The 14,106-nt window shown below is 63.8% G+C and carries 10 protein-coding genes and 1 riboswitch; of the genes, 4 read left to right on the top strand and 6 right to left on the bottom strand.

Going from position 1 to position 14,106, the window contains the following annotated elements; genetic code table 11:
* Positions 1-333: 333 nt before the first annotated feature.
* Positions 334-507: riboswitch (M-box (ykoK) riboswitch) on the bottom strand.
* A 45-nt stretch (positions 508-552) separates the two neighbouring features.
* Positions 553-1,137 carry a TetR/AcrR family transcriptional regulator gene (locus tag M0639_RS03135; protein WP_029254386.1) on the bottom strand — a complete coding sequence of 195 codons (585 nt, stop codon included), beginning with the start codon at positions 1,135-1,137 and terminating at the stop codon, positions 553-555.
* A gap of 126 nt (positions 1,138-1,263) precedes the next feature.
* Between M0639_RS03135 and M0639_RS03130 the strand changes: the two genes are divergently transcribed.
* The 3 genes from M0639_RS03130 (at position 1,264) to dszD (ending at position 3,643) form a co-directional block, all read left to right on the top strand.
* Positions 1,264-2,367, top strand: a complete 1,104-nt coding sequence (locus tag M0639_RS03130) for a membrane protein (RefSeq protein WP_003941129.1) — start codon at positions 1,264-1,266, stop codon at positions 2,365-2,367.
* 15 nt (positions 2,368-2,382) lie between these two features.
* A complete protein-coding gene (locus tag M0639_RS03125) occupies positions 2,383-2,856 on the top strand; it encodes a YbaK/EbsC family protein (RefSeq protein ID WP_003941167.1) in 474 nt (157 codons plus the stop codon).
* 208 nt (positions 2,857-3,064) lie between these two features.
* Positions 3,065-3,643 (top strand): NADH:FMN oxidoreductase DszD, encoded by a 579-nt coding sequence (gene dszD, locus M0639_RS03120; protein ID WP_003941189.1) that lies wholly within the window; start codon positions 3,065-3,067, stop codon positions 3,641-3,643.
* A gap of 52 nt (positions 3,644-3,695) precedes the next feature.
* On the opposite strand, the gene M0639_RS03115 is transcribed toward dszD, so the two are convergent.
* Both M0639_RS03115 and gabT read right to left on the bottom strand, forming a co-directional pair.
* Complete coding sequence (locus M0639_RS03115) at positions 3,696-5,141, bottom strand: NAD-dependent succinate-semialdehyde dehydrogenase (protein ID WP_064074533.1); 1,446 nt, start codon at positions 5,139-5,141, stop codon at positions 3,696-3,698.
* A gap of 1 nt (position 5,142) precedes the next feature.
* The gene (gene gabT / locus M0639_RS03110) at positions 5,143-6,507 is read right to left on the bottom strand and encodes a 4-aminobutyrate--2-oxoglutarate transaminase (RefSeq protein ID WP_007727077.1); all 1,365 of its coding nucleotides are present in this window, start codon (positions 6,505-6,507) and stop codon (positions 5,143-5,145) included.
* Positions 6,508-6,635: 128 nt separating this feature from the next.
* Here gabT and M0639_RS03105 point away from each other — a divergent pair, with 128 nt between their 5' ends.
* The gene (locus M0639_RS03105) at positions 6,636-8,153 is read left to right on the top strand and encodes a PucR family transcriptional regulator (protein ID WP_064074534.1); all 1,518 of its coding nucleotides are present in this window, start codon (positions 6,636-6,638) and stop codon (positions 8,151-8,153) included.
* Here M0639_RS03105 and M0639_RS03100 read toward each other — a convergent pair.
* From M0639_RS03100 to M0639_RS03090, 3 genes are all read right to left on the bottom strand, one after another.
* Positions 8,130-11,321: an NAD-glutamate dehydrogenase domain-containing protein gene (locus M0639_RS03100; RefSeq protein ID WP_064074535.1), complete on the bottom strand. Its 3,192-nt coding sequence runs from the start codon at positions 11,319-11,321 to the stop codon at positions 8,130-8,132. The two genes, M0639_RS03105 and M0639_RS03100, sit on opposite strands and share 24 nt — an antisense overlap.
* A 127-nt stretch (positions 11,322-11,448) precedes the next feature.
* A complete protein-coding gene (locus tag M0639_RS03095; protein ID WP_007727084.1) occupies positions 11,449-13,137 on the bottom strand; it encodes a flavin monoamine oxidase family protein in 1,689 nt (562 codons plus the stop codon).
* Positions 13,134-13,979 (bottom strand): carbon-nitrogen hydrolase family protein, encoded by an 846-nt coding sequence (locus tag M0639_RS03090; protein WP_050655995.1) that lies wholly within the window; start codon positions 13,977-13,979, stop codon positions 13,134-13,136. The genes M0639_RS03095 and M0639_RS03090 overlap by 4 nt, the downstream gene beginning before the upstream one ends.
* Between the last annotated feature and the right edge of the window lie 127 nt (positions 13,980-14,106).

Raw genomic sequence — 14,106 nt, 5'->3', positions numbered from 1 at the left:
GCTGCCCGAACACGCCGGACCATGCCAGTGCATGAGGGCAGCAGAATGCGCTGAGCGACAATGGAAGTCGTCAGCGGTCGCGGCAAAGCCGCGCAGATGAAGCCGAGGATGCAAAGAGTCAGTGACTGAAGAGCAAAAGACCGGGGTGAGCATCGTCGGCAAGAACAGAAGGATGGGTCGAATATCGACTCGGCGGGTCGTCCACGATGGTCACCTCCTGAAAGTTCGGGGCGTCCGATGACGCCACACAAGTACATGCGCACAGCACACGCCAGGAGAACCGAATATCGACGTACTCTCGCCTTCGCCGGAAGAAACCGGCATCAAGCTGCGAAAACACCTCCACGTCCGAGTTTTGGCACTGCACGACGTGTCCCGATCAAGAACGGGAAGCCACTTTGGATCACCCCTTAAGCCGGGGAGATCTGTCCTAACCTTGGGCGTCTCTCGACGTCGTGAGATCAGTGGCCTGTGTTCGTGCAGAAGCCTCACCTAACGAGGTACTGCACCCAGAGGGTAGTTCTCAAATCTGTTGCCTGTCAACCGAGCAACTCAGACGGCGGGCAATCCTGCCCGTGCGACGGCGCCGGCGAAGAGTGCCGTCACGGCGGCACCCATGACGCTCTGATCAACCTCTTCCGGATCCACGGAGTGTTCGAGAACGAGCCCGGATATCAACGCCATCAACGAGATTGCAGTGGTCCGCACATCGAAGGAATCGTCCACTCCCCATTCACGGGCACGTTCACCGATCAACTCCACGAGTTGACTGCGCAAGTGGCGACGCTCACGTAAGTACGCCTGAGCGATCTGCGGATCACGTCCGGCGAGCACTCCGAATTCGAGGACGAGCAGTGACCACCCCGGGTCGTCGACCATCCATGTTGCAATGGCCTCGCCACCTTTGCCCGCCGCGTCGGCCGGGTTCATCCCGGCGATCTCGGCAAGCACACGGCCGGCCAGTTCGAGAGACCGTTGCGCGAACAGTTCGGCGAACAGATCTTGTTTCGACTCGAAGTTGGAGTAGACAGCCCCCTTGGTGAAGCCCGCGCGGCGGGCAACTTCAGTGAGACGTGCAGCACTGAATCCGCGCTCCGCAAACTCTTCCGCCGCAGCGTCGAGCAGTCTTTGCCGCACCACGTCACGTCCGGGGCGGGTTACCGGCGTCCAGTCCGGTTGACGAGATTCAGTCACGATACCTAGAGTATTCAATACCTCGGGTATTGACAAGCTCTTTACTTTCGACAAGATCAGGACTCTTTCGTGACCACTACGCATCCGGCACACGCCGCACCAGACAACAGCTCCACCCACGACGAACACCACCACGACAATCTGCTCGTGAAATACGGCGCGCCCAAGGTGATGGCCGCGCTGTTCGTCGGCGTGCTCCTGCTGCAGATGGGCTTCATCCTCAGCTACGTCGCCGCCTTCCATCAGCCGACTCCGCGAGACATCGAAATCGCGGTCATCGCCGATCAGGGCACACCGGACGGCATGGATCAGCAGATCGCCGACAAACTCAACGCCATCGACGGCAGCCCGCTCGACGCTCAGGTGGTCGACAGCACGGCGACCGCTCGCCGCATGATCAACGACCGCGAGATCCAGGGCGCGTTTGTCATCAACCCGGCCGGACCGGACACCCTGATCACCGCGAGCGCGGGAGGCAGCTCCATCGCGACGTCGCTCGAAGCGGTGTTCACGAAGGTCGAGGCGACACAGGACCGACAGTTCGTCGTCCGCGACGAGATCCCCGTCGGAGCCCACGACAACCGCGGCCTCTCCGGCTTCTACCTCTCGGTCGGCTGGGTCGTCGGCGGCTATCTCCTTGCGGCAGCCATCGGACTGTTCATCGGTGCGCCGAAGACTCTCCGCCAGGCAAGCGCACACACGGGCGTGATCGCGATCTACTCGATCATCTCGGGAGCCCTCGGCGCCCTCATCACCTCACACGTACTCGGAACTTTCGCGGGCCACTGGTTCCCGCTCTGGATCCTGGGAACAGCCGTGGTGTTCGGCACCGCCATGTTCACACTCGGATTGCGCGCCGCCATCGGCGTTCTGGCAGTCCCGCTGGCTATCGCCGTCTTCGTGATCCTCGGCAATCCCAGTGCGGGAGGCGCATTCGGCTCCAACGTGATTCCCTCGTTCTACGCCGCCATCGGCCGGTGGATCACACCCGGCGCCGGCACCGAAGGCGTCCGGAGCATCGTCTACTTCAACAACGTCGGCGTCGGCCAGCCTGCTCTGACGCTGTTCCTTTACGCGCTGATCGGTGCGGTCATGCTGTTCGGCTTCACGATCCGTCGTAACCGAAAGTCCACCGACACGACGCCGACTCCAGCTGTGGCGAACGCCGACTAGTCCTAGTCTGAACTCATGACGAGCCTCCTCCACCCCAACGCCTCGCACGTCGCCGAAACACTGATCTCGCGGGGTCACCACGGCGTCATCGTCACGCAGCCCGACGCCACGCACACCGCGGCCGAGGCAGCGGCGGCCGTCGGGGTGGAGGTAGGCGCGATCACCAAGTCACTGGTGTTCCTTCTCGACGACGATCCGGTCCTGCTGCTGGTCTCCGGCGCGCATCAGGTGAATCTGAAGGCCACCGGCGAACGCCTCGAAGGCAAGCTCACGCGGGCGCCGCTGGAGATGGCGAAGTCGGCGACGGGCCAGCCGATCGGTGGGGTCGCTCCGCTCGGGCATCCCACCAACCTGCCGACGTACATCGATACCGCCCTCGAGCAGTACCCCGAGTTGTGGGCAGCCGCCGGGCACCCCAACACGGTCTTTCGCACGACGTACTCCGAACTCCTCCGAATCACCGCCGGCCTCGCCGTCGACATGGACTGAAGCACTTCAGCCAGCCCGGTCCGAAACCACTCAGACGTGCGTCCACCTATAGTTGGACGCACCATGTGCACTGCAACCAGGACCCCGGCCGGCAACCACTGGCGTCGACGGCACGTAGATCTGTGCCGCACCGACGCATGTCTGTGTATGCCGAGCGCAGTCACCTCGACCACACCGCACACCTCGAGTTCCAGCCGGAGAGTTCCCGTTGTCTGACAAGCCGAATGCCGTTTCCAGCCACACCACCCCCGACGTCCCCGAAGTAGCGGCGACGCCCGAGTTGTCCACCGGCATCTGCGCCGGTGACTACCGCGCTGCGCTTCGCCGCCACCCCGCCGGTGTCACCGTCGTGACCCTCGATTCGGGTACCGGCCCGGTGGGTTTCACCGCCACCTCGTTCTCGTCCGTCTCCCTCGAGCCGCCGCTCGTCTCGTTCAACATCGCGGAGACGTCGTCGAGCATCAATGCACTCAAGGCAGCCGAGTCCTTGGTGATCCACCTTCTCGGCGAACATCAGCAGCATCTGGCCCAGCGCTTTGCGCGTAGTGCCGATCAGCGTTTTGCAGACGAGTCACTGTGGGCAGTGCTCGACACCGGGGAACCGGTGCTGCACGGCACCCCCAGCTGGATGCGCGTCAAGGTCGACCAGCTGATCCCTGTCGGCGACCACACGCTGGTCATCGGACTCGTCACGCGGGTTCACGCCGAAGAAGACGACGAATCCGCTGCCGCGCCGCTGCTCTACCACGAGGGCAAGTACTACCGCCCGACTCCGTTAGGTCAATAGACAACTGTGCGCCTTTATTAACCGCCCGCGGTTAATAAAGGCGCACAGCAAGTTAGAGCGCTACGTACTTGGTATCGAGATACTCGTCGATACCCTCGGTTCCGCCTTCACGGCCGAAGCCCGATTCCTTCACCCCACCGAACGGCGCGGCAGCATCGGAGATCGCGCCGCGGTTGACGCCCACCATGCCGGTGTCCAGCTTGGCCGAGACGCGCATCGCACGGTCGATGTCGCGGGTGTAGAAGTACGCCACGAGGCCGTATTCGGTGTTGTTCGCAGCCGCGATCGCTTCGTCTTCGGTGTCGAAACCGACCACTGCCGCAACGGGTCCGAAGATCTCTTCCTTCAGCAGGCGCGCGTCGGCGGGCACCTGGTCGAGGACCGTCGGGGTGAAGAAGAACCCGGGGCCTTCGGGTGCCGATCCACCGGTGCGAACGCGAGCACCCTTGGACACGGCGTCGTCGACGAGTCCGGTGACGGTTGCGAGTTGCTTGGTGTTGATCAGCGGGCCGATGTTGGTGCCCTCGGCGTCACCGGCGCCCACCTTCAAGGCCGCAACCTTGGCGGTGAACTTGTCGGTGAACTCTTCGCGCACCGAGTTGGCGACGTAGATGCGGTTGGCCGCGGTGCAGGCCTCGCCGCCGTTACGCATCTTCGCGAGCATTGCGCCGTCGACAGCTGCGTCGATGTCGGCGTCGTCGAAGACGATGAACGGCGCATTGCCACCGAGTTCCATCGACGTGCGGAGCAGCTTGTCAGCAGCATTGCGCACCAACAACTTTCCGACGCCAGTGGAGCCGGTGAAGGTGACCTTGCGCAGACGCGCATCTTCCATCAGCGGTCCACTGATGGAGGCCGCGTCGGACGTCGGGAGGATCGAGAGCACACCGTCGGGCAGACCTGCGTCGGCGAACACCTGACCGAGGAGCTGCATGGTCAGCGGCGTGTCCTCGGCGGGCTTGACGATGATGGTGCAACCGGCAGCCAGCGCCGGTCCGATCTTGCGTGTGCCCATGGCGAGCGGGAAGTTCCACGGGGTGATCGCGAGGACCGGTCCGACGGCTTCCTTGGTGACCAGGATGCGACCGTTACCGGCCGGAGCCTGCGTGAAACGTCCGCCGATGCGTACTGCTTCCTCGCTGAACCAGCGCAGGAATTCGCCGCCGTAGTTGACCTCACCGCGGCTCTCTGCCAACGACTTACCCATTTCCAGGGTCATCATCAGCGCGAAGTCCTCGGCGCGGGCGTGCAGCAATTCGAAGGCGGTGCGCAGAATCTCGCCGCGTACACGTGCCGGAGTGGCCGCCCAGTCTTCCTGCGCCGCAGCGGCGAGGTCGAGCGCGCGGATACCGTCGGCAGCGGTGGCGTCGGCTACCTGGGCGAGTTCCTCACCCGTTGCCGGGTTGTAGACCGCGAAGGTCTTCTCGGCCGGGACGAGCTTGCCGCCGAGCCAGAGATCCTTGGGTACCGAGTCGAGAAGATCCGAGACGTTGGACATGTCAGTTCCCCTGTGCTGCAGTGCGGATGGCGGTCTCGAGGACGGTCAACGCGTCGTCGAGCAGCTCTTCGGAGATGACCAGCGGCGGGAGCAGACGGATGACGTTGCCGTAGGTACCGCAGGTGAGGATCACGACGCCGGCAGCGAGGCATTCGGCGGCGATCTTCTTGGTGATGTCGGCGTCCGGCTCCTGCCCACCGGGCTTGACCAGCTCGATGGCGAGCATGGCGCCGCGACCGCGAACGTCGCCGATGACGTCGAGTTCCTTTGCCAGTGCGTTCATTCGGCCGACGACGGTCGACTCGATGGTGCGTGCGCGGCCACAGAGGTCGAGCTCACGCATCTGGTCGATGGACGCCAATGCAGCGGCGCAGGCGACGGGGTTACCGCCGTAGGTGCCACCGAGGCCGCCGGGGTGGACAGCGTCGATGAGCTCGGCGCGGCCCGTGACAGCGGCGAGCGGCATGCCGCCTGCGATGCCCTTGGCGAGCGTGACCAGGTCGGGCACGATGCCCTCGTGATCGCTGGCGAACCAGGCGCCGGTACGAGCGAAGCCTGCCTGAACCTCGTCGGCGATGAAGACGACGCCGTTCTCCTTGGCCCACGCGACGAGCGTCGGGAGGAATCCCTCTGCGGGAACGATGAATCCGCCCTCACCCTGAATGGGCTCGATGAGGATGGCGGCCGTGTTGGCAGCGCCGACCTGCTTCTCGATCATCGTGATGGCGCGCTGTGCGGCCTGCTCACCGGTGATCTTGGAGCCGTCGACATTGAGGCCCTCGCGGTACGGGTAGGACATCGGGACGCGGTAGACCTCGGGGGCGAACGGACCGAAGCCGCTCTTGTACGGCATGGACTTCGACGTCAGTGCCATCGTGAGGTTGGTGCGGCCGTGGTACGCGTGGTCGAAGACGACGACTGCGTCGCGACCGGTTGCGTGACGGGCGATCTTGACGGCGTTCTCGACGGCTTCTGCGCCGGAGTTGAACAGCACGGAACGCTTCTCGTGGTCACCGGGGGTGAGTTCGGCGAGACGCTCGGCGACCTCGACGTAGCCCTCGTACGGAGCGACCATGAAACAGGTGTGGGTGAAGTGCGCGACCTGATCCTGAACTGCGGACACGACGGCCGGGTTGGAGGCGCCGACGCTGGTCACCGCGATACCGGCACCGAGGTCGATCAGCGAGTTGCCGTCGACGTCGACGATGACTCCGCCGTCTGCGTCGGCGACGTAGACCGGGAGGGTGGATGCGACGCCGGCGCCGACGACCTTCTTACGGCGTTCGGCGAGCGCAGCCGAGCGCGGGCCCGGGAACTCCGTGACGATGCGACGCTCCTGCGGAAGCCGGTATTCGATTGCACTCATGTGACCACCCTCTCGGTTGTGTATTGCATTCGAGTATGCGACGCGCGAAGCATCGCAAGCACTGCCGAAATGGATACCCGGAGCTCCAGGGCTACTCCATATCGGCAACGACAGCTAGCCTTGATCAGGTGACGGTTCCGATCTCGTGGCTCTTGCGCCAGAAACACCTCTCGCTGGCTCTGCTCACCGACCGAGCAGCTGCCACCCACCCCGTCACGTTCGCGCAGGCCACAGAGCTGACGGACCCCACCCCGTGGCTTTCCGGCGGCGAATTGGTGCTCACCACCGGGCTGGCACTGGTGGGCGCGGACGCCACCGACTACAGCGAGTACATCGGCCGTCTGGCCGCCGCAGAAGTATCGGCTCTGGGTTTCGGGACCGGCCTTTCCCACGAGAGTGTGCCCGCAGACCTGATTGCCGCCGCCCGCAGTCGCGGGCTCCCCCTGCTGGAAGTGCCGTTCACGACCCCGTTCGCGGCGGTCACGCGCGCGGTGATGACCCGTCTGAGCCAGCAGGAATACGAATCGGTACTCCGCGCGGCAGAAGTACAGACACGCATCACCCGCGTTGCACTGCGCGGTGGCGTGTCGGCGATCGTGCGTGAACTAGCCACGGCCACAAAAACTTCGGTGGCGTTTGTCGGTGATCGGATCACCGCGGTGCATCCGGCAAACCAGAAGTCGTTGATCACCGAGGTTCGCGCGGTCGCGGCCACCACCCGCGATCCCAACGCTCCGGCGTCGATCTCGCAGAGCACACCCGAACGGACGCTGACACTGTCCCCCGTCGGCGTCACCGACAGTTGGCACGGCTACCTCGCCATGGCGGGCGCCGGGCCCCTGAGCAATATCGACAGAGTGTTGCTCGGGCATGCGGTCTCGCTGCTCACTCTCGAACTCGAGAAACCGGTTCGACTACGGGCCGAGCGAACTCGACTCAACGCCATGGCTTTCGGGCTCTTACTCGACGGCCGAATCCCCGAAGACAGTGTGCCGTCGTACTTGGACGAGGCAAGCGACACGCACGGCAACATTCGTGTCGTCCACGTTCGCGGATCCGGACTCGGCCCAGTTCTTCGCGAACTCGACAACGCTCTCGCGCGAGCAGGCCGGCCGTTGTTCGCGCAATCCGAGGACGGTTCGCTGACCGTCCTCCTCCGCGGAACCGACACAATCGACACCGCCAAAACACTACTGGCGCAGCTCTCCCCCACCGAAGCGAAAGCCGTGCGTGCCGGAATCAGCACCCCTCACCGTCTTCTCGACGCACCCCGCGCACTCGTCCAGGCCCGCGCCGCGGCCAACCTCACGACGGCTACGGCGCGTATTCTCGAGTTCGACGCTCTGAGTGGTTCGACGATTCTGGCATCCGAGTCTGCCCGTGAGGCATTGATCGCCATGGCTGCGGACACCATCCCGGTGCTGACGGAACACGACCAGGCACACGGAACCGCACTGGCCGCGTCTTTGCGCGCCTATCTCGAGGCAAACGGCCAATGGGAGTCGGCCGCAGCCGAACTCGGTGTTCATCGGCACACCCTCCGAGGCCGCATCGCACGCATCGAGGAACTGCTGCAATGCGACCTCGGGCAGGCCAGGGTCAGAGCCGAACTACTGCTATCGCTACTCGCCTGGGAGGGCCGCTGAACGCTCCTCCGCATGCACCGAAGCGAAGCTCGACGCACCGCGGACGAGTAGTTCGAGTTCGGCGTCGACCGTGCAGAGACGGGCGGTGTCCAGCGCTCCACTGCGGCTCACACTCGACATCAAAGCCGTGAACCGGCGCACCGCTTGCGGATTGGCGGCGGTCCACAGCTCGACGACCTCCGGAATACCTTCTCCGAGCGCTCCGGACACGAGGTCTGCGAAACGCGCCGTCAACCTGGCGTGGACGGCAGCGCTGCCCATGACCTCCCAATGCGAGGCACCGACGGCAACGTCGACGCCCCCGAGAACATCGCCCAGATCGAGAGCGTCGGAGAGTTCCCGATAGATCGCGGCTGCGGCCGCGGCCGTCGTATTCTCCTGCAGTGCAATGTCTGCCAGGGCGAGCGCTCCGAAAGACGCCTCGATGCGCTCGCTTGTCGACAAACCGTCGGTGAGTTCCCGCACCGGGGCTGCCCACCGATCGATGTCGGCGCGCGGGTTCACGGTGAACCGGCCGGCAGCACCCGGGCGGCGCAACACCCAGCTCATTTCGGATTCCAACAGCTGCTGCAAGCGATCGAGAGCCTTCAGCTGTTCGGTGGCACTGAGATCGGAGTTCAGGATTTCACGTCGAAGGTCCTCCGTTCCAAGCACTTCGCTGACCACTGCGTAGGCCAGAGCCGCTTCCGGACTGTGGACTCCGAGGTGTTCCTCGAGCCGGAACAGCACGCCGGGGCCGACGCGGTTGACCAGTTCGTCGACCACCGAGGTGATGATGATGTCGCGGCCCAACCGATGTGCGCGGACTGCGTCCGGTGCGGCCTCGACGACGGAGAGCGGGAAGTACTGCGGGAGACGATCGGCGAAGATCTGATTGTCCGGGACCGTCGATGCGCCCAGTTCCGCAGTCAGTACGTTCTTCGACTGCGCCACCAGCACAGCAAGTTCCGGCCGCAGGAGACCCTGCCCGGCACGCGCCCTGACCGCCAGCGCCTTGGCGTCGGGCAGAGATTCTTCCAGTCGCTTCATGGCGCCCGCCGAGACGAGGTTCTCGATCAACCGTTCGTGCTGATCGAGTAGGGCGGGAGCGCGGTGCTCGGCCAGGCTGATCGCGAGGGTCTGATCTTCGCTGGCCTCGAGTACCGATGCGGCTACCTCGTCCTGGGCCGCCGCAAGTAGTTCATTGCGCAAGGTCGCGTCCAACTCTGCGAGTGCGATCTTGATGTTGACCTCACGGTCCGAGGTAGCCACGCCTGCCGCGTTGTCGATGAAGTCGGCGTTGATTCGTCCTCCGCCAGCGGCATATTCGATGCGGGCACGTTGGGTGAAACCCAGGTTGCCGCCCTCACCCACCACGGTTGCACGCAACTCGTCAGCGCTGACGCGAACTGCGTCGTTGGACGGATCGGCCGCGTCGACGTTGCTTTCGGTCGACGCTTTCACGTAGGTACCGACGCCGCCGTTCCACAACAGGTCCACCGGAGCACACAGGACCGCTCGGATCAGTTCCTGCGGGGTCAAGTTCTCCTCGGTGATTCCGAGGGCCGCACGCGCCTCGAGCGGAAGGCGGATCGACTTCGCGCTCCGCGGCCAGACGCCACCGCCCGGCGACATCACGGTGCGATCGAAGTCGTCCCAGGACGAGCGCGGCACGGTGAAGAGGCGAGCGCGTTCGGCAAAGCTCGTCTCGGTGTCAGGGTTCGGGTCGATGAAGATGTGGCGGTGATCGAATGCCGCGACCAGACGGATCTTGTGCGAGAGCAACATTCCGTTGCCGAACACGTCGCCGGACATGTCCCCGATACCCGCGACGGTGAACGGATCGGTGTCGACATCGAGGTCGCGCTCGGCGAAGTGCCGTCGTACCGCCACCCAGGCTCCGCGAGCGGTGATGCCCATCGCCTTGTGGTCGTATCCGGCCGAACCGCCAGAAGCAAAAGCGTCGCCGAGCCAGAAACCACGCTCGACGGCGATGCCGTTCGCGACGTCCGAGAACCGCGCTGTCCCCTTGTCTGCTGCCACGACGAGATAGGAGTCTTCACCGTCGTACTCGATTACTTCTGCCGGGTGTACCGCAGCGCCGTCGACGATGTTGTCCACCACGTCCAGCAAGCCGCGAATGAAGGTGCTGTACGACTCCTGCACCTGCGCCGGAGTCGGTGACGACGTGCCCCGAACCACGAACGCGCCCTTGGCACCCGAAGGAACGATCGGGGAATTCTTCACGCTCTGGGTCTTCATGAGGCTCAGGGCCTCGGTGCGGTAGTCCTCGTATCGATCCGACCAACGCAGGCCGCCACGGGCGACGGAGGAACTACGCAGGTGAACGCCTTCGACATTGGGTGCGCTGACGTAGATCTCGCGGAAGGGAACGGTCTTCTGCGGAGTGGAGAGCAACTGCGAGTCGATCTTGAACGACGCGTACGGTAGCGGTTCGCCGCTCTCACCGCGCAGGTACCAGTTGGTGCGCAGAGTCGCCTGCAGGAACGAACGCACGCCGCGCAAGACGCGATCCTCGTCGAGAGTGTCTGCACCGTCGACTGATTCGTCGATAGCTGCCGTTGCGGTAGCCACAGCTGTCTCACGCACACCCGCCACGGCGGGGTCGAAACGCGCGGTGAAAAGTTCGATCGCCTGCCGTACGAAGAGTGGCTTCGCTGCCAACACTCCGACGATGTAGCTCTCGGACAAACCGATACGAGCCTGAGCGAGGAAACGGCACGCAGCGCGCAGCAACTCTGCATCGCGCCAGGTGATGTCTGCTCGTCCGATCAGACTGGAGAACGCATCCATCCGGGTCTGTCCGGCGATGACGGCTTCGAAGGCGTCCGCCATCTTCTCCAGCGCACTGCCGTCGAAGGTGCTCGGCTCGAAGGTGAAGTAATGCGCCGAACCCAGAACGGTCGGAAGCGGGCGGTGCGTCGAAACTCGGAGTCCGAGAGACTCGAAGTTCTCGCACAGATCGGAGAGGGAGGGCTCTCCGGACGGCCACAGCACCACGCAGGTCAGATCGTCACTGTTCAGGTTGTCACCCTGACGGAAGACGAGTCGCTGGCCCGCTGCTGCCAATTCGGCGACCAGTTCGAGCGCCGGGTCACCGGATCGATCACCGCCTGCCGGTCTCGATTCTGCAGCTGCGGTCTTGGTCGCCGATGATGTGCTCGCCATTGAACACCCTCCTGGAAATTATTGGATCCGAACACTTTCCAGTGTTGCGTGGATCACCGGAAAGAGGTCGTGCCCGATAGGAGTACCAACCCCCATCGGGCACGACATTTCGGCAGTTGCGGTGAGCTCAGTCGCCCAACCTGATCGGAGCAAGCTCCTCGAACACGTCGCCGGGTCCGGGATTCTCGGCAGGCGCAGCGCCGCCGAGATGGTTGACGACGCCCCATACCGCGTTGATCGCGGTCTGGATCGCGCCCTCAGCCCAGCCGGCGGTCCACGACACGTCGTCACCGGCGAGGAAGATTCCCCGATGACGCGGTTCGAGATCATTCTGCACGAAGTGGGAGAACAGGCGCTCCTGGTAGCGGTAGTGCCCCGGAAGGTTCGCCTTGAATGCGCCCATGAAGTCGCGCTCGGTTTCCCACGACAGCGTCACCGGGCTCGAGATGATGTGGCTGCGGAAGTCAACGCCGGGGTAGATCTCTTCGAGAGAGCGCAGCATGATGTTCATGCGCTCGGTGGCGTCGAGCGCCAGCAGCTTCAGCGAATCGTCCGACCAGGTGTACGACAAGCAGATCAGGCCTGGCTTGCCCTCGCCTTGATCCAGCAGGTAGGTGCCGCGACTCATACGGTCGGTCAGTGTCATCGACACCGAATCACGGCCGGTCACGGGGTCCTTGTCCTTCCAGAACGGGCGGTCGACGAGAACGAACACCTTGGTCGAACCCATGTAGTGAGTTCGCTCGATCGCAGTCCAGTGGTCGATCGGGAACAGATCGTCGTCACACCTGATATTGTTCAGCAGCATCCAACTCTGCACTGTCACAACGGCACTCGCATACGTGCGAATGAAACCTTCGGAGTCGGTGACCGTGATGTTGCCGGGCTCGGTACGCCGGAGTTCGGTGACGCGGGGACGCGTCTCACCGTCGTTGAGCGAAGCGACCGTAGTACCGGCAGGCCAATGCGCCATGTGCGCCGGGGCGCGGTTCCACAACCGCATCGGCAGCTGCTGCGATCCACCGACGATGCCGCGGTGGTCGTCGTCGGCGGCCGTGATGACCACACGAAGGATTTCGAGGATCGAATTGGGGTAGTCGGTATCCCAACCGCCCGTACCGAATCCGACCTGTCCGAACACTTCCCGCATGTGGAAGGACTTGAAGTGCTTCGACGCGGCGAGGAATCCGTAGAACGTCTGGTCGTCGTAGCGCACCACGAGGTCGTTCCAGATCCGCTTGATTTCTGCGGTGTCGCGGTCACGAATGGCCTGCTGCAACGGAATCAGATCGGCATGCTCTTCGAGAGTGCGCTGCCAGGCCTGCGCCACCTCGGTGTAGATCGGCGGCAGATCCTCGAGAGTGTGCGCGTAGTGGCTCTCGCCCTTGAGATCGATGACGGTGCTCGGCGTGACCTCGGCAAGGGGATTGGGGAACTCTTCGGTCTGCAGACCCAGTTCGTTCAGGTAGTGGAACAACGTCGTCGACGATGGTGGGAAACGCATTGCGCCCATCTCGGCGACCACCCCGGGGTGCCCGTCGAACTCGACCGACCGCATCCGGCCACCGATCTGATCAGCTTCGTAGACAATCGGTTTGAGACCGATCTTGAGCAACTCGTAGGCCGCGATCATGCCGGAGAGTCCGCCACCGATCACGGCAACCTCGGTACCCAGTGCCAGGTCGGGCACCGAGCCGAGTCCCGCCGGACTGGAAACGTAGTCGTCGTACGGGAACGGAAAATCCGGTCCGAACATCGTGAGGGGCGGCTGCTTGCCGGGTTCCGAGGAACTGTCCGGAGCTACTGGGATGGTCATCTACGGTTCTCCTTGGAGACAGTCGTGACAGGAAGGTCTGGATACAGATCGAGGCGTCGATCGTCGAGATGTGTATTGAGAGTGCGCGATTGCGCGACGGTGGCGGCGGCGATGTCCGCGAAGAGCAATTCCTGGTCGCCGCCGGCCCTCGCCAACTCGGCACCGTCTGGTGCGATGGCGCACGAGAGACCGCAGTAGGTCAGCTCGGTTTCGGCACCGCAGCGATTGACGTAGGTGACGAACATCTGACTCTCGTAGGCGCGGGCCGGAACCACTTGCTGCGCAATGTGTTCGTAAGGAGTCATCAAGCCTGTCGGCACGATGAGCCATTCGGTACCGGCGTCGGCATGGGCCCGAACCGCTTCCGGAAATTCCACGTCGTAGCAGATCAACAACCCGCAGCGGATGCCCTCGAAATCGAACCCGACCACCAGGGTCTCACCTGGCCGGAAATGTTCGCGGTCGAGCGTGCCGAACAGGTGCGTCTTGCGGTAGTGCGCAAGCGAAGTGCCGTCGCGGTCCACCACCTGCACACTGTTGTAGACATCTCCCCCGTCGAGTTCGGGGTAGCCGTAGACGACTGCGATGCCTGCACTTCGAGCAATCGCGGCGACGGAATCGAAGATCGGGCCGTCGGCCGGTTCCGCGCGTAGCGACACCAGTTCGCCGATGTCGTAGCCGGTTGCGGACATCTCCGGCGTCAGCAGGATCTTCGCACCGGATGCTGCAGCCTCGCGGGCAGCAGTGTCGATTGCAGCGAGGTTGAACTCCACCGACGCAAAGGTGTCCGGGGTGGTGAGCGGACCTTGGAACAGGCCAACTCGAACTGAATCGACATGCATGGTGCGCTCCTTCAGGAGTTCCGTGACGCCAATTTTCGACGGTGTGTGTGACGGGGACAACTACCAGCGTGACGGGTGCCGCCAATCATGTCAACTCTTGTTTCCTAAGAATCAACATTCGCGGATT

The organism is Rhodococcus qingshengii JCM 15477, from assembly GCF_023221595.1.
Taxonomy (GTDB): Bacteria; Actinomycetota; Actinomycetes; order Mycobacteriales; family Mycobacteriaceae; genus Rhodococcus_F; species Rhodococcus_F qingshengii.
This window is presented reverse-complemented; position numbering and strand designations above follow the sequence as displayed.

Bases quoted from the DNA above. Each gene is read 5' to 3' on its own strand.
- M0639_RS03095 (WP_007727084.1), bottom strand. From the start codon at position 13,137: ATGACCATCCCAGTAGCTCCGGACAGTTCCTCGGAACCCGGCAAGCAG.
- M0639_RS03115 (WP_064074533.1), bottom strand. From the start codon at position 5,141: ATGTCCAACGTCTCGGATCTTCTCGACTCGGTACCCAAGGATCTCTGG.
- M0639_RS03100 (WP_064074535.1), bottom strand. From the start codon at position 11,321: ATGGCGAGCACATCATCGGCGACCAAGACCGCAGCTGCAGAATCGAGA.
- gabT (WP_007727077.1), bottom strand. From the start codon at position 6,507: ATGAGTGCAATCGAATACCGGCTTCCGCAGGAGCGTCGCATCGTCACG.
- M0639_RS03090 (WP_050655995.1), bottom strand. From the start codon at position 13,979: ATGCATGTCGATTCAGTTCGAGTTGGCCTGTTCCAAGGTCCGCTCACC.
- M0639_RS03125 (WP_003941167.1), top strand. From the start codon at position 2,383: ATGACGAGCCTCCTCCACCCCAACGCCTCGCACGTCGCCGAAACACTG.